14 protein-coding genes are annotated in these 16593 nt (G+C 54.2%); 10 read left to right on the top strand and 4 right to left on the bottom strand.

What is annotated here, in order from left to right:
• The first annotated feature begins 17 nt into the window (after window positions 1-17).
• The 9 genes from Enr10x_RS27750 (at window position 18) to Enr10x_RS27710 (ending at window position 12437) form a co-directional block, all read left to right on the top strand.
• Window positions 18-1685, top strand: a complete 1668-nt coding sequence (locus Enr10x_RS27750; RefSeq protein ID WP_145452240.1) for a hypothetical protein — start codon at window positions 18-20, stop codon at window positions 1683-1685.
• Window positions 1686-1704: 19 nt separating this feature from the next.
• Window positions 1705-3360: a hypothetical protein gene (locus tag Enr10x_RS27745; RefSeq protein ID WP_145452238.1), complete on the top strand. Its 1656-nt coding sequence runs from the start codon at window positions 1705-1707 to the stop codon at window positions 3358-3360.
• A 17-nt stretch (window positions 3361-3377) separates the two neighbouring features.
• Window positions 3378-5045 carry a hypothetical protein gene (locus Enr10x_RS27740; protein ID WP_145452237.1) on the top strand — a complete coding sequence of 556 codons (1668 nt, stop codon included), beginning with the start codon at window positions 3378-3380 and terminating at the stop codon, window positions 5043-5045.
• Between the two features lie 53 nt (window positions 5046-5098).
• Entirely contained in the window at window positions 5099-6793 is a 1695-nt protein-coding gene (locus Enr10x_RS27735; protein ID WP_145452235.1) for a hypothetical protein, read from the top strand.
• Window positions 6794-6817: 24 nt separating this feature from the next.
• Complete coding sequence (locus Enr10x_RS27730) at window positions 6818-8533, top strand: hypothetical protein (RefSeq protein ID WP_145452233.1); 1716 nt, start codon at window positions 6818-6820, stop codon at window positions 8531-8533.
• 260 nt (window positions 8534-8793) lie between these two features.
• On the top strand, window positions 8794-9837 hold the full coding sequence (locus Enr10x_RS27725) for a cytochrome-c peroxidase (protein WP_232093163.1): 1044 nt from the start codon (window positions 8794-8796) through the stop codon (window positions 9835-9837).
• Window positions 9838-9916: 79 nt separating this feature from the next.
• On the top strand, window positions 9917-11128 hold the full coding sequence (locus tag Enr10x_RS27720; RefSeq protein ID WP_145452231.1) for a YncE family protein: 1212 nt from the start codon (window positions 9917-9919) through the stop codon (window positions 11126-11128).
• Between the two features lie 102 nt (window positions 11129-11230).
• A complete protein-coding gene (locus Enr10x_RS27715) occupies window positions 11231-11758 on the top strand; it encodes a peroxiredoxin (protein ID WP_145452229.1) in 528 nt (175 codons plus the stop codon).
• Window positions 11759-11942: 184 nt separating this feature from the next.
• The gene (locus tag Enr10x_RS27710) at window positions 11943-12437 is read left to right on the top strand and encodes a hypothetical protein (protein WP_145452227.1); all 495 of its coding nucleotides are present in this window, start codon (window positions 11943-11945) and stop codon (window positions 12435-12437) included.
• Window positions 12438-12627: 190 nt separating this feature from the next.
• On the opposite strand, the gene Enr10x_RS27705 is transcribed toward Enr10x_RS27710, so the two are convergent.
• From Enr10x_RS27705 to Enr10x_RS27695, 3 genes are all read right to left on the bottom strand, one after another.
• Window positions 12628-12855, bottom strand: coding sequence for a hypothetical protein (locus Enr10x_RS27705; protein ID WP_145452225.1), 228 nt, complete (start codon window positions 12853-12855; stop codon window positions 12628-12630).
• Between the two features lie 385 nt (window positions 12856-13240).
• A complete protein-coding gene (locus Enr10x_RS27700; protein ID WP_145452223.1) occupies window positions 13241-13678 on the bottom strand; it encodes a tetratricopeptide repeat protein in 438 nt (145 codons plus the stop codon).
• A gap of 60 nt (window positions 13679-13738) precedes the next feature.
• Entirely contained in the window at window positions 13739-14509 is a 771-nt protein-coding gene (locus tag Enr10x_RS27695) for a hypothetical protein (protein ID WP_145452221.1), read from the bottom strand.
• 305 nt (window positions 14510-14814) lie between these two features.
• On the opposite strand from Enr10x_RS27695, the gene Enr10x_RS27690 reads away from it, so the two are divergent.
• Complete coding sequence (locus Enr10x_RS27690) at window positions 14815-15564, top strand: hypothetical protein (RefSeq protein ID WP_145452219.1); 750 nt, start codon at window positions 14815-14817, stop codon at window positions 15562-15564.
• Window positions 15565-15703: 139 nt separating this feature from the next.
• Here Enr10x_RS27690 and Enr10x_RS27685 read toward each other — a convergent pair whose 3' ends face one another.
• Window positions 15704-16450: an SDR family oxidoreductase gene (locus Enr10x_RS27685; RefSeq protein ID WP_197996274.1), complete on the bottom strand. Its 747-nt coding sequence runs from the start codon at window positions 16448-16450 to the stop codon at window positions 15704-15706.
• Window positions 16451-16593: the final 143 nt, after the last annotated feature.

Genomic DNA, 16593 nt, shown 5'->3' with positions numbered 1-16593 from the left:
TTTTGACAGGTACTTTAATGTCATCTGCCTTTGTTATGACAACACGACTGATCTGGAAGCGTGCCTGGCCGCAGGCGCTGTGTTGTGTCGTGGCCTTTGTGCTGTTGCCGTATGTGATTTGGAAAGTGAACGCAGTTGCGGAAGGGGCCGAGGGGCGTGTGCACATCGACCTCTTCAAATTTGGCTTCCTCTTTGGCTATTATATGTTCCTGTCCAGCAGCGTTTTTCTGGTCACCGCTGTTACTCTGACAATAGACTTTCAGAAGTATTTTCTCAGGCTGCCCATCCCGTCTCGTACGATCGCCAGCGGAATGATGTTCACGGCAGTGACGCTGTTTCTCTCGATGCAGCTGTTGACGAATGGATTCTACCGCCTGTTGTTCTTCGACCGGAACTGGCTGTCGGATTACTGGCCGCTGATGGGAACGCTAATGTTTCTCGTGACGCTCACACTGGTCGGGTATGCGGTTTTCTGGTTGCTGCAGGCCCCCAGTCTGACGCGATTGTGTGCCTCAGTCAGCTTTATCGCCGGGATGCTGGTCTGGTTTTTCGCCCGGTTTTATCCCGATGGATTCAGCGGAGCTGTCGTTCCCTGGGCTCGGGTGACTCCGGGAGAAGGGGCGGCCATGCTCGGTGTCTCGCTGGGCGCCTGGTACCTGGGAACCGTTGCCTTTGCACAGATCCGTTCGGGCACGGCAGTTCCCAGTTCCGCTTGGGAAAGCTGCAAACAATCGTGGAAAACACTGGCGGTGGGAGCGAGCTCAGAAAGGGAGACCGATCAACATACGCAAACCGCGATCGCCACACTGAAGCAGGTGCACTGGCGGGACTCCTGTCGAAGTGGAGTGCTCATCGGATTCGGCCTGGCGGGGGTGGCCTTCTGCTGCAATCTGGCTGCCTTCTTTGTCTGGGCAAAACCGGATGAATTTCTGCGCCTCCTTACCTATCTGCCTGTGTTGTTCCTGACCGGCCTGTTCCTGCAGTTTGCTGTTGGGACACTGATTGTCAAAGCTGGAGTGTCTCTCACTTCCATAGGGAAACAGCAAATGAAGGACTATTGGGCGACCTTCCCTCTCACAGATCGGGAACTTGCGGCAGCGCTGCTGCAGAACATTCTCAAGTCCGGGATGCTGGTGTTTCTGGCGATTGTGACAGTCGGTCTGGGAGGGAGCTATTTCCTGTATGCCCTGATCCAGGGGCAGGGAGTGATCAGTTCAGACTGGCAGTTTCTGGTCGAGCATCAACTGGTGAAAGCTGCGATCTACCAAGTCGTCTTCTTTCTGCTGATTTTTTGGTCGGGATATTTGAATTTCACTGCCGTCTGCTGGTTACCCCGACCCAGCGTTGGCTGGTGGGTTCTACTCGCGCTTCCTGTTCTGCTGATTATTTCCTGTTCGGTGAGTGAACTGCTGCCTGTCTTATGGACGCCCCTGTTTCTGCTGGATGCCTGTCTGATCTGGGGAGTGACTGTTCTCACCTTTCTGCACGCGTATCGCTCTCGCTTGATCGGTGGGAAAACCATCTGGCTTTCGGCCTTCTTCTACCTGCTGATCAGCATCGCCTTCTGGAATTTCTGGGATTCGGACCTGTTTTCCGACCGGGTTTTATCGTCTGCCTTGCTGGTCTTCACCGTGCTCCCCTTCGCGACGATACCGCTGGCGGTCTCCTGGAACCGGCATCGTTAATTTTTGATAGGTGCATTTGATGTCATCTGACTTTGTCATGACAACTCGACTCATCTGGAAGCGTGCCTGGCCGCCGGCGCTGGGTTGGGTTGCGGCCTTTGTGCCGTTTCCGTATGTGTTTTTGAAAGTGAACGCATATCTGGAAGGAGCCGGGGGGCGGGTTAACACCGACATCTTCGAGTTTGGCTTCCTCTTTGGCTATTATATGCTCCTGTCCACCCTCGCTTTTCTGGGGATCTCTGTGGCCATGACGACGGGCTTTCAGAAATATTTTCTCAGGCTGCCCATCCCGTCTCGTACGATCGCCAGCGGAATGATGTTCACGGCGGTGACGCTGTTTCTCTCGATGCAGTTGCTGACGAATGGATTTTACCGTCTGCTGTTCTTCGATCAGAACTGGCTGTCGGATTACTGGCCGCTCACGGGAACGCTAATGTTTCTCGTGACGCTCACACTGGTGGGGTATGCTGTTTACTGGTTGATGCAGGCACCCACTCTGACGCGCCTGTGTGCCTCGGTCGAATTGATTGGCGGGATGCTGCTCTGGTTTCTTTCCCGGTTTTATCCCGACGGTTTCGGCGGAGCTGTGGTTCCCTGGACCCGGGTGACGCCGGGAGAAGCGGCGGCCATGCTCGGAGTCTCGCTGGGAGCCTGGTACCTGGGAACCGCTGCCTTCGCACAGATCCGCTCCGGCACGGCAGTTCCCGGTCCCGCCTGGGAACTTATGAAACAATGGTGGAACACACTGGCTGTGGGGGCGCGCTCTGACAGAGAGACCGATCCCCATTCGCAAACCGCGATTGCCACACTGAAGCAGGTGCACTGGCGGAACTCCTGTCGCAGTGGCGTGCTGATCGGATTCGGTCTGGCGGGGGTGTCATTCTGCTGCAATCTGGCTGCCTTTTTCATCTGGGCGAAACCCGGTGCATATCCGAGACCGGTTTACATCCTGCCTGTGTCGTTTCTGACCTACGCGTTCCTGCAGTTTGCTGCTCTCGTTTTGCTGGTCAAGCAGGCATTCTCAGTTGCACCCCAGCCGAAACAGCAGATAAAGGACTATTGGGTTACCGTCCCTCTCACAGATCGGGAACTTGCAGCAGCGTTGCTGCAGAACATCCTCAAGGCTGGGATGCTGGTGCTGCTGGCGATAATTCCCATCGGCGCGGGAGGGAGTTATCTCCTGTATGCCCTGACCCAGGGGCTGGGAGTGATCAGTTCAGACTGGCAGTGGCTGGTCGAACACCAACTGGTTGCGGCTCCGATCGGTGTAGTCGTCATAACGATATTGTTTTACTGGTCCATCATTCTGAATTTCATCTCAGTCTTCTGGTTCCCCCGCCGCTTCGTTAGCTTGTGGGTTGTGGTCTCGCTGATTGTTTTGCTGATGATTTCCGTTTCCGTGAGTGAACTGCTGCCTGTCTTACGGACGCCCATTATTCTGCTGGATGCCTGCCTGATCCTGGGGGGAACAGTTCTCGCTTTTCTGCACGCGTATCGCTCTGCTCTGATCGGCGGGAAGACGATCTGGCGGTTGACCCTGTTTTCTCTGCTGCTCTGCATCGCCTTCTGGAATTTCTCGAGACCAGACATGTTTGTAATGTCTGTCGCCCTGGTATTCACCGTGCTCCCCTTCGCCACGATTCCCCTGGTGGTCTCGTGGAACCGGCATCGTTAATTGTTCAAGGTGCAACCATGTCGTCTGCCTTTGTCATGACAACTCGACTCATCTGGAAGCGTGCCTGGCTCGGGGCACTGCTGACAGGGCTGGTCCTTGTGACGGGACCGGTGGTCATGCCGGCCGTGCTGCACCTGTTGCCGGGCGCTGTGAATGAAAATCTCGCACAACTGTTTCGCAGCCAATTGCTGATCCTGGGACTGTCGTGGGCGGCCTTTGGTTGGTTGTGTATCAACGCGGCTTATCAGAGCCCGCTGCAGCTCACGCGGGGGCTGCCTGTCTCGTCCACCCGTATCGCCAGTTGGGTGATGTGGTCTACGGTGGTGATGGTGGTCGTACCCGCGCTGCTGATCAACGGCCTGGTGCGGTTTCTGTTCATGGACGCCAGCTGGCCCGACCGCGACTGCTCCGTGCTGGGGCCGACCCTGTTTATTACGGCGCTCATCATGGTCGCCTGGTCGGCGTACTGGAGCCTGCAGACTCCGGGGTTCTGGCGGCTGCTGTTCTGGACCAGCGCTGTAGCAGCACTCGTTGCCTGGTTGATCTCCCGCTATTATCCAGAGGGAGTCGAGGGTCAACTGGTTCCCTGGAACAGAGTTACATTGTCGGAATGGCTCACCCTGCTGGCAGTGACGGGTTGTGCCTGGCTGGCAGGAATACACTCATATGCCCGTATTCGCTGTGGCGCCGCGGTGACAAGCCGTCCCTGGTCGAGAATTGAGGACTGGTTGAATGGCGACCGCCTGCAGCGCTGTGAGCAAGGTGTTTTGATTTCCCGATCCCGCACGCAGGCTTTTGCCCGCCTGCACTGGCGCGATGGTTGTCAACCGGCGGTGTTGACGCTGATCATCTTTGGAGGCATCAGTCTGCTCCTCAATCTCTCCGGCTATCTGTATAAGGCTGCCTACGGCGTAGAGAACCCGATTGTGGGCAGTAATCCTGCGGTGAGCACCGCCATGGTCTTTCTGATTTCTTCGTTCTCATTGTTACTGACTCTCGGTCTATCCCTGACGCTCCAGGACTTCTCATCGATGAAAGGCTATCTGGCGCAAATGCCGGTCTCGGACTGGCAGTTGTCAAAAGCGTTGATCATCAACCTGCTTAAATCGCTGGGGCACCTGGTGTTCTGGGTGGTGATTGTCGGTTGGGGAGGCAGCTATCTCTGCATGATCTGCTACCAGGGACTGGATGTCCTGAAAGCAGACTGGCACTGGATGCTGCAGCATCAGTCGCAAGAGTATTTCATCCTGGTACCACTGCTCTTACTGCTGGTGGCCTGGTCACTGATCGCCAACGGACTGGCACTGATCTGGACCGGTCATACGAAATTCATCGAGAGTGTTTTTTACCTGGGAATGGCGTTGTTTTTTGTCACGTTGTTTATGGCGGAAGGGCCACTGAGAAATCAATGGACCGTTTTATCGCTCGTCTGGTCACTGTTGATCATCGGTCTGGTTTGTATTGTGACGATTCTGGCTTACCGATACACATACCATCGCGGTCTGATGACACGACGTTCTATCTCGCTGGCGATTCGATTCTATCTGGTGCTGGGCATCGTCTTCTGGAATTTCTGGGATACGGATCAGTTGATGGTCCGGATTTTATTGACCGCTTTGCTGGCATTCACCGTGCTCCCCTTCGCCACAATTCCGCTGGCGGTCTACTGGAACCGGCATCGGTGATGTGTTCTGTTTTGTTTTTGTTTTACTTTCAACTTGAATCCTGAGGTGTCGTGATGACAACCGCCTTGTATGTGACAACCAAACAGTTTTGTAAACGGGCCTGGCTGGGGGCGCTGCTCGCTGTGGGCACGCTGGTGCTCGGGCCGCTGGCGTTTCTGCTGCTCACGCGACTGCAGGGACTGAACCTCGAATACATGGAGCACGACCTCACCGGCTACCACTTCGCCTACCTCGGGCTCTCCTGGGTCTGCTTCCTCGGCGTCTGCCTGCATGCCCAGTCGGGCTGCCAGAAACTCTGCATGTCGCTCCCTGTCAGCTCGCGGGCGATTGCCAGCTGGATGATGTTCACGATGGTGGGACTGGTTGTGCTGCTCGAACTACTGACCAGCGGTGCCTATCGCATGCTGTTTTTCGACGAACACTGGCTGGCCGACTATTGGCCGCTGCTCGGGCCGCTACTGTTTATTGTCACGCTGATCCTCGTCGGGCACTGCCTGTTCTGGATGATGCAGGCGCCCAGTTTCACCCGCGTGGGAGTGGGGCTGGCTCTGATCGCGGGCCTGTTTTACTGGTTCGTCAGCCGTTATTATCCAAACGGTTTCGAGGCAAAACTGGTGCCCTGGAGCCGCGTTTCGCTGGGTGAATTCGTCAGCCTGCAACTGGTCTGCGTGGCCGCCTGGTATCAGGGAACCCGCGCCTTTGCCGATTACCGGTCCGGTATCGCGGTCCCCAGTCCGGCCTGGGAACGGATGACCCTCTTGTGGAATGGCCTGTTGACCGGCGCCATTCCCGATCAGCCCCTGGTGCCTCTCTCCAAGAGTGACACATTGGCAAAACTGCACTGGCGGGATTCCTGTCACCGTGCGGTCATCTTTGCGGGGATCCTCTTCGGCTGCATGGAACTGGGAATCGTCCTGGCTTTAGGAGCCCGATTGCATCTGGAGCAGCGGCACCTGTTTGAAGCTGCGGAGGGCTGCATGATCGTCACGATGATGAACAGTTTCATCGCATCGATTCTGGTCGCCTTTCTGCTGGGGGATGGGATCTGCGCTCCGGGACGTTCGGAAATGCGGCGTTACCTGGCGATCGCTCCCCTCGTGGATCAGGAATTGAACCGGAGGTTATTTCGCAACCTGGTCAAAACCAGCGTCTACATTCTCGCGATTATTTTTGGCGTGCTGCTGCTCAGCCTGGCAATCAACGCGCTCTTCTGGGGCCCCGATCTCTTGCAGGCTTTCTTTCAACGACTGTTTACACACATCCAGTTCTTTGTGCAGTTGCTGCTGGCGGTCGGCGGTTTCTGGATCATTGCTGCTAACGCGGTTGCGGTTCTCTGGACGGGACGAACCTGGTTCATCAATTCCGCGGTCGGTGTCGTGTTCGGCGGACTCATCTTCTATATCATCGCGATCAATCTTCTCGAAACGACTTTCAGGGATTTTCCGCTGTCAGAGTATATCGTCAGCGGCATGTTGCTCCTGGTCTATGCCCTGATTGTGGGAGGCATGTTTGCCGCCTATGCTGCCGCCCTGTACCAGGGGCTGATCTCCAATACAAAAATGCTACTCTGCGTTGCGATCTTCTGCCTGGGGCTATCGAGCATTGTGGTCGGGATTCTCAATCATGCCTGGCAGTATCACGGTCAGGTGCAGTGGGCACTCTTCTTCATCTATTCGGCTCTGCTGGCCCTGCTGCTGACACCGTTCGCCACCATTCCGCTGGCCCTCCGCTGGAACCGTCACCGCTAAGAAACTGACAACGAGGAAAAACCGATGCACTCCGTATTCTATACAACCACAAGATTATTTCTGAAACGTGCCTGGGGTGGGGCGCTGCTGGCGGTCTCCGTGCTGGTGTTGAGCCCGCTCCTGTATCGCATCGTGTATGCCTCGCAGTCGTCGGGGCGCGTGTTGGCCAACGACGACCTGTTTGGCGTGCACATCATGTACCTGGTGCTCTCGTCGATCTTCTTTCTGGCAGTCTGCTATTATTCCATTCAGGGAACCCACAAAATCTGCATGGGGCTCCCCGTGCGTTCCCGACCCATCGCGACCTGGATGATGCTCGCCACCGTCTGCCTGGCGGTAATATTGCAACTCGTCACCAACGGCGCCTACCGGCTGCTCTTTTTCGATTCGCACTGGCTCTCCGATTACTGGCCTCTGTTCGGGCCACTCCTGTTTCTGGTGACTTTGATTCTGGTCAGTCATGCGATTTACTGGGGCCTGTACGCGATCAGTTTTACCCGGGCCCTCTGCTGGGCCGGCACGGTGGTCGGACTGTTCTGGTGGTTCGTGGCCCGCTATTACCCGGACGGGTTTCAGAAGTCTGCCGTATCGTGGAAACAGGTCACGCTGACGGAATTCCTGACGCTGCTCACCGTCAGCCTGGGCGCCTGGTATCTGGGAACGCGGGAATTTGCCAACGTGCGTTCCGGCGTCGCGGTCCCCAGTCCCTACTGGCAAAAAATGCAGGGCTGGTGGGAATCGGTCATGACCGGCACCGCGTCTGCCAGCAGTCAGCGCCCCGTTTCCATCAGCGCTTCTCTCTCCCGTCTGCACTGGCGGGATGCCTGTCAGCGTACCGTCCTGGGGTCTGGCATAGCGTGCGGCGCCGCGGTCTGGGTGGTCAATCTGATCATGATGCGCGAGTTCGGCTCGACGCTCCGACAATGGTCTGATGGTTTTCTGACGATTGTCGGCGTGTTTGGTATCCTGGGAGGCATGCTCTCAGCCTTCCAGATCGGCGAAGGCGTTTGTGTTTCGGGTCGGGCGGAGATGAAGACCTTCCTCGCGACGGCTCCTTTGTCGGATCGCGAGTTCTGTCGCGCCCTGTTCCGCAATCTGGTCAAGTCTGTGCTGGCGATTTTTCTGCTGATTGAGCTGGGACTGGTGATGACCATTGTCACCCTGTTGCTCCTCAAAGGCCCGTCGCTGCTCGACTGGGAACTGGTGCGTGTGAGCGGAATTCTGCTGAAATACGCCTGTTATTACCTGGTTGCCTTCTGGATTATCGCAGCGAATGTGATTTCCCTGTTCTGGACAGGCCGCACCTGGTTTATCTATAGCGTGATTGCGGTAATGCTCGGGTTGTTCGCGTTTTTTGTGGGGGTCGGCTCCTACCTGGAACGCACCTCCATACATCGCCTGGGGGCTCCCGGTTATTCTAACTTCATGCTGTTTTTAATCTTCTTCTTCCTGCTGAGCACCCTGCTGATTCTGGGGGGCATGATTTTCGCCTACCTGGTTGCCTGCCGCAAAAAACTGATTCGATTTTCCACATGCCTGCTGGTCTGCATTCTCTGGAGCACCAGCATCGCGCTGGCATGCTACTTCTTCGTCTCTCTCCCCGGGTCAGATCTACCGCACGAGTACGCGAGGGAGGTTGTGGATCTCTGTATTCAGCTCTTTTTCTTTGCCGTCTGTTCGCTTTCCCTGGCCCCCATTGCCACCGTGCCGCTGGCCCTGCATTGGAACCGGCATCGATAAGCTGTGGAACTCCAAGCAATTACGGCAGACGCTTTCCGTCGTAAATCGTGTGAAAATCTGACTTTCAATTCAATTCGGCCTCGATAGTGACTTGCAGTCCTGCGCCCAGCAACTAAAAATAAGCAATTAAGGCAACTTATCTGGGTCGGGAGTGTGTTGTTGACCGTGCACCCGCCGTAAACTGTGTGCACACATTCACCGAAAACAGTCGGTTGTCCCCCCTGAACCGCTTTTTGAGTCGACTAACGTAGTGAGGTGATATGATGCCGCGAAATGCCTGTCACAAACTGGTGCGGACCCTGATCGCAGGTGGAGCAGCTGCATTGCTGATTCACGTCGGTGTGGCCAGCCTGCTGGCTGCGGATCCGGTCATCAAAGTTCCCGCCGGCTTACCCCCCGTGCCGTTTCCCGCAGACAACCCGCCGACCGCGGAAAAAATTGCCCTCGGGAAACAGCTCTACTTCGACAAACGACTTTCACGCGACAATACGATCTCCTGTGCCAGCTGTCACGATCCCGCGAAGGGCTACAGCAACGCCGATCAGTTCGCGACTGGCTTCAAAGGTCAGAAGGGGGGCCGCAACTCCCCCACTGTTCTCAACGCAGCCTACAACAACTTCCAGTTCTGGGATGGCCGCGCCGGCTCACTCGAAGAGCAGGCGGTCGGTCCGATCGCCAACCCGATCGAAATGAACCTGACTCTCCCGGAAGCCGTCGACCGGATCAACAAGATCCCTGGCTACAAGGCACAGTTCCAGAAAGTTTTCGGCTCCGACGCTACCGAGGATAACATCGCCAAGGCGATCGCCTCTTATGAACGTACAATCCTGTGCGGCGATGCCCCTTACGACCGCTTCAAGGCAGGCGACAAGAAAGCACTCTCACCCGCTGCTGAGCGGGGCAGGGTACTCTTTTTCGGCCGGGCGGCCTGCAGTTCCTGTCATTCCGGACCCAATTTCACCGACAATGCCTTCCACAACATCGGCGTCGGCATGGATGCGAAGAAACCGGATGAAGGACGCAAGACAATCAGCAAACTCGGCGGCGATACCGGCAGCTTCAAAACACCGACGCTGCGTGATATTGCGAAGTCCGGTCCCTACATGCACGACGGCAGCCTGAAGACTTTGAAAGAAGTTGTTGAACACTATAATAAAGGCGGTGTTCCCAACGAATTTCTCGATGAAGAGATTTTCAAACTGAATTTGACACCGCAGGAAGTGGATGACCTGGTGACTTTCATGAAGGAAGGTCTGACCAGTTCGAGTTATCCTGATCATAAAATGCCCGAGTTACCCAAGTAAGTTCTCGGCGGACATTTCGCGTTACAGGATGAGTTTGGAAACTAATTGAAAATCCCCTTTTCAAAGGAAGATGAACACCATGCAGTGGAATTTACAACAAATCTTGAAGCTCAGCGCGTACTGCCTGACCGCAGCCTGCCTGACACTCGGAAGTTCTCATCTGATCGCCGATGAAAAAGGTGATAAGAAAGGCGACGAAAAGAAAGCCGCCGAAAAGAAAGAAGAACCCAAGAAAGAGGCTCCTAAAAAAGAAGAGCCCAAAAAAGAAGCTCCCAAGAAGGAAGAACCTAAAAAGGAAGCTCCTAAGAAAGAGGAGCCCAAGAAAGAAGAACCCAAAAAGCCGGCCGTGACCGTCAAGACTCTGGTCACCAACCTGGAAAGTCCCAGCGGGATCGCCATTCAGGACGGCACCGGACACGTCTTCGTCGCCAGCCGCTACGGTATCTATCGCTATGACGCCAAGGGCAAAACCGTTGATCTGGAAATCGACGCCTACCCGACCGATGTCTACGGCAAAGGCCCCAAATACAACATCGGACCCCTGGGTCTGACCTTCATGAGCAAGGACATGCTGGTCGTCGGCGACGGCAGCCGTCCCGATGGTGAAGAACTGGTCCGCATCTACAAGGTCGGCGACAAGCCCCTGGAAAAATGGGTCAAAGAAGATACCGCTGCCCAGACTCTGGGACCGATCAAAGCCAGCGACAAGTCTGCCAAAGGCGAAGGCAACTTCTACGGCGTCGCTTTCGGTGCCGATGCCATCTACGTCACCTGTAACGGCGACGATACCAAAGGCTGGGTCGCCAAGTCGGTCGTCAAAGACGGCAAAGCCGGTCCGCTGGAACCCAGCATCGAAACCAAAACCGCGACCAACGTCGACGCTCCCGCAGCTATCACCTTCACGCTCGACGGAAAAGAACTGGTCGTCGGTCAGATGGGTGAAGTCAACGTGGCCGGCGATTCGCTGCTGACCTTCTACGATCCCAAAACCGGTAAGCTGACCAAGAGCCTGAAAACCGGCCTGAGCGACATCGCCGGCCTGGCTTACAGCCCCAAAACCAAGAAGCTTTACGCCACCGATTTCTCCTGGGTCGACGCTGCCAAAGGCGGTCTGTTCGAACTGAAAATCGACGGCGACAAAGTGACTGCCGAAAAGATTGTCTCTCTGGACAAGCCGGCTGCCATCGCCTTTGACAAGGAAGGCAACCTGTATCTGACTACGTTCGGAACTCAGGGAAAAGATCCGGAAAAATCGCCCGGTTCACTTTCCGTCATCAAGGCTGGTCTCTAAAACAGACGCTCATGACACGGGTTGATCCTGCAGGCAGGCAGCCCGTGTTCTGTTATATACAACAATTTCGATTCACCGTTTTTTGAAGGTAAGACAAGACTAATGACAGCTCAAGTAATGCAGCCCGCTCCCGATTTCGCACTGCAGGGTTACGATCGCACATCCGATTCTTTCAAGGATTACAAACTGGAAGACTTCAAAGGCAAATGGGTTTGCCTGTTCTTCTATCCCCTGGACTTCACCTTCGTCTGCCCGACTGAGTTGGTCGCATTCAACGAAGCCCTGGGACAGTTCGAAGAACGCAATTGCCAGGTACTGACCGCCAGCACCGACAGCAAGTACTCCCACAAAGGCTGGTGCGACGCTGATCCTCAACTGGCCGACCTGAAGTACCCCATGCTGGCTGACGGAACTCACAAGCTCTCCAGCGACTACGGCGTCCTGAAAGAAGAGCTCGGCATCTCACTGCGTGGTATCTTCCTGATCGATCCGGAAGGCGTCTGCCAGTGGCTGGCCATCCACCCGCTGAGCGTCGGACGTAACGTCGACGAAGTGCTGCGTGTTCTCGACGCACTCCAGACAGGCGAAAACGTCCCCTGTAACTGGAAAAAAGGCGAAAAGACTCTCTAAGTCTTTCCCCGACTGCCAAAGCATTCAAAGCAGGAGTTTCCCAAATGGGACTCCTGCTTTTTTGTGCGCGGTTTATTTGCCACTCGTTAGAATATATTCAGAAAGCGGTTCCTGACATTTTTTAATTCTCTATGCAGGAGTGTTCTTAACCTGCAGGATCATAGATCGGTAGGATGATTTCGAGATGCAAATTGCACCAGCCATAATTGAATCTCTTGACGCGATCCCATGGCTGAAAGCCGGTGGAAAGGAATCATCTATTTCGACCGAGAAGCATTTGAGGCAAGTGCAAACCTGGGAGGAGGCCGACGAAGCGTACAACGAAGAATGGGAAACGATAAAAGAACTTCAGCAGAATTCAATCGCCAGGACACTGGCAACGCAGTATCGAGAACAATTTAATCAATGGAATGATTTAATTGTCGTGGTGAGGCAAGAGGTGTCACAGCGTGTCACTCCCGCCATCACTGAAACCATTGGAGCGATTGGTCTGAACCCTTTCTACGCAAACGCAGTCTGTCGAGACATTCAGTTGTATGTAATGGAAATGACATACGCTCAATACGGGTGTGTCGTTCCGATATTCTTCAGGAACCTGTTCACGGTTTACAATCTGGGACACTTTCCCTGCGGCTGGGGAGGAGGGAGCTTTCCAGATGGTTTTCTGCTGTACTATTAATGAACGGCAGAAAGGTGGGATAGAAAAATGTCAGGAACCTGTATTCGACTGACTGGAGCTGGACCACTCAAATTATCATGAAACTGTATCCCCAAAGCACGAATCAACTCCAAGTCAGACCCCGGAAAGCAGCAAACGGCGTCACGGAGTTGTTTTGAGGGCAGGCCTGCCTTTCTTGATCTTGCCACATTCACCATTGAGGCTTCCACCACGGTGGCCAGATCTCTCGCGGTTGTGACTGAATGAGTTCGATGTGCCCAAAGTTCTGTTCCACGAGCTGGAATAATTCAATAATCGCTGACATATACTCTGATCCGATCAGATGTGATTCCGTTGTCGTATGTACGAAGAGACGAATCCCATCCGACTCAAGCACGACATCAAACATCTCATTCCGGTGATCGGTAACCACTTTCACGGTCCTGCTGAGTTCTGTGCTGAACTCCCTGCCCATTCTCTCTAAGTCAATCTCAGTATCAGGCTGTGAACGGAACTCAAAAGTCCACTTCGAGTGCCACAACCCAGCATGGTCCACAGAAATCGCAGGCCAGTTATGGTTCACCAGATTGTGATCTTCGTATCCAGAGCTCATATTCTAATCTTCGGGGCAAGATGTTTCCGGACAACTATGGCATCAACTACAGGAAGCTTCGCAACTGTGATTTTACGTTTTCTTACGGGTCATTAAAATAGTGTCTCAACAATATTACCTGTCACAATCAGCGGGGCTCGAATTTTCAGGACGCAACAATATCACTTGAAACACGTTTCGATTTGACGGTACCATTCTAACCTGACAAATATTATTCACCGCTGGATTGGAATCTTTCGAGGGCAAGTTTGATTCGTTCAGAAACCTCTTCATTTGGCAGGGCTAACGAAAGAGCCCTCTCGTAAGCGACTTTTGCCCCTTTTAGATCTCCTGATTCGAACAGCGCATCGCCGAGGTCGACTAAGTAATCCGGTTGATCTTCACACAACTTAACAGCTTTTCTGAGACTCAATATCGCTGCAGAGTTGTTTCCCAGTCTCAAATTGATTGCTCCTACAGCATGTATCGATTCGTGATCCCCGGGCTCCATGCGAACGATGGCCTCATATCTCAACAATGCTTCTTCCAGCTTACCAGTTGATTCCAATGCGCGTCCCAGTTCGTAAAGTCTGTCAGTGTTGTCGGGATCGCTCTCAATCGTGTGGGTAAGTTCAATAAGTCTGTTTTCAAGCTGTGGATTGTCTGACATTGGGATATCTCTTGATCTAGTAGCTTCATTGTCCTGTCACATGTCAGTGTCAACCAACAATCATTTCCCGTTCTGCCCACCGGCCCGCGGCGTTGCTTCGATCCAGACGCTGTATCCGGGGAACAGCGTCTCCGCCGTCTTCTTGCCTGCGAATGATTGGGGAACATACCGCGCGCTCAGCAGTTCCAGCTTGTCATTCTGTTTGCGGGTGACATGCTGCGTTCCCACCGAGCCGGTGATGCAGCTCTGCTGAGGCTCCTGCCGGGTGATATACCTGGCGATTGCTTCCCGGGTCTCGTCACCGGGACGGTAGAAGCTGAAAACGGCCAGGTCCGTGCCCTGAATGACGGGGCGATCGGTCTCGATGATGAGCTGCCAGTGACCTTCGTCGTTGATGCTCAGCGATCCTTCGAGTTGCACAATGCGTCCCCGCGGAGCAGCGGGGATGTCGGAGTGGTCGTCTTCCGGCGCGGGTTTCACCAGCACGGGGAAGGGAATCGGGCGAATGGCCCCATACAGTCTCCACGCTTTGCCGGGCGGCAGATAGACCAGCATCTTCCAGCCCATGGGGTTATGGCAGAAGAGACCGATCGCCTGCAGTTTGTCAGGGGCAGCCTTGGCAGAGGCAATCAGTTTTTGCCGGGCGATTTGGGCAGCGGTCGGGCCCTCAGTTTCAAACAGGTCGCCAGCACTCGCCTTCGTTGCGGAAAGGGGCTGATCTGCGTGAGCGAGTTTCTCAAAGATTGACAACATCCCCAAAACGATGATTGTCACTAGAGCGGTTACCAGCTTACTGGTTTTAGTCCTGCGTAGACGTGATTCCTGATTCATCGGCTCGTGTCTCCAGATTCGAGTTGAGACGGGATTATCAGCTTGTAGTCTAACGTTGTTGCTGTTTGAATGACTAGACCAGATCCCGTGACCGGCTGGCACCGTTGCTTCTGTTCCTCGATAGCTGAAACAGAAGCACTATAATAATATGACATTATATCGGTTGCCATCGGCCTTGGCCCTGCACGAACCCATCAACAAACTGTACGGCGGTAGTTCGAGTGTTTGGTATTCCTCAAAGTCGTGCTCAATTTCGACTCGAACATCAGTCAAGAATTACGAACTGTCTCTCAGGGACATTGATTATGCCAAAAAGCAAAATTGCTGGATACATAACGGTCTCTATTACTTGTAATAACATCGCCGATGCTCGTGATTATCTTGATGAACTTGAAGACAAGGTTCACGGTCTGGCAAAGATCTATAAGAGCGCCCGGGTATCGACGTCACATGCATCAGACTCAAAAGAAGGCTGGACAGAGGTCTTTGCGCTACAACTGGAGACTCTCGACATAGCCGGCTCTGTAACGGAAGACATTGTCGCAATCGTACGATCAATGGGAATTCCGAAAGGTTGCAGTATCGAAATGGGAAAACGTGAAATCGGCGACCCTGTTGACAGATCATTTCGAAGAAAAGTCTTTATCAATCGGAACACTATCTGGCAGCCTGACGGCAAGAAATTTGTAGAAAAGCAGGGGGCCATTAAATTACCTCGACGGATTTCATATCTGACAGACATTGTGCAGCAGTATTACCAAATCGGTGGTAATGATGTTGGCAGGATCTTTCGGTCAGAGAAGAGTCCGCATGATTTCCTGGAAGAACTGACGACAAATGAAACCGACCGTCTTGTTTCTATCTATGGTCGAATTATTAAGAGCAACGATCATCTCTGGGTTTTGAGTTGGCTTCAAGAGAACGGGGATGGGAGTGTTTCGATCGAAAAGGCCCAGGTGGTGTACTTCTTTGCCTTGCTTGACAGGCTCAATGAATGCGGGTTATCGGGAGAAAAAAGATATATTGAACTTGTTGATTGGGATCAGCTGATTTAGAGAGGTGAGATCCATCAGGCACGCTTGTAATGATTGACATAACGTTACGGGAGATATGGTTCGGCAGAAACCGAAGTGACCGGGTGGCACCGTTGGCTTGTCCAACGGTGATGGGAGTAAACGGCGAAGCCACAACGGACTACCTCCCCCCGGCGATCTCAATAAAACTGCCCGTGGTATAAGTGGCTTCGTCAGAAAGCAGCCACAGAATCGCATACGCAACCTCTTCCGTCGTTCCGCCCCGTTTGAGGGGGACCTGTGATTTGACCCGTTCAATGCGGTTCGGTTCGCCGCCGCTGGCGTGCATCGCCGTGTCGATGAAGCCGGGCCGGACGGCATTGACCCGGATGCCTGCGTCTGCGACTTCTTTGGAAAGACCCCGCGTCAATGAGTCGACGGCCCCTTTGGAAGACGCGTAGTCCACGTATTCAAACGGAGATCCTGCGCGGGAGGCCAGCGAAGAGACATTCACGATCGCGCCCCCCTGACCGCCGTGGTGCGTGGACATCCTGCGGATCGCGGCCCGCGAGCAGAGGAAGCTGCCGAACACGTTGGTGTCGAAGATCCGCTTCCAGCGATCATAGGTCATCTCCTCGAATTTCATCTGCTGTTCGAGGATGCCGGCGTTGTTCACGAGTGCCGTGACCGGTCCCAGTTTTTCGTCCGTAGTCTGGAACAGCCGTTCGACTTCGTCTTCGACGGAGACATCGGCCTGGACGGCAATCGCGGTGCCGCCCGCGTTACGAATCCGGCAGACAACGGAATCCGCCGAGGTTTCATTATTCTTGAAATTCACACAGACCGCATAGCCTCGTTGTGCGGCCAGTACAGAGGTGGCTGCGCCAATCCCCTGTCCGCCGCCTGTAATAATGGCAACCTGTTTCATGACCGAGCCCATTCTATGAAACATGACATGCTGAAATGGAAAGACGTGTCCTATCCCCTATTATAGGCATGTTGTTACGCTGAAACAGCCCCCGTTCTGAGACTGTCAGATGACTGTCAAAAATGCGGCCGGGAGGAGGCTTC

This window comes from Gimesia panareensis (assembly GCF_007748155.1).
Lineage (GTDB): Bacteria > Planctomycetota > Planctomycetia > Planctomycetales > Planctomycetaceae > Gimesia > Gimesia panareensis.
Note: the sequence above shows the minus strand (reverse complement) of the source record. Positions and strands in the feature narration are given on the sequence as shown.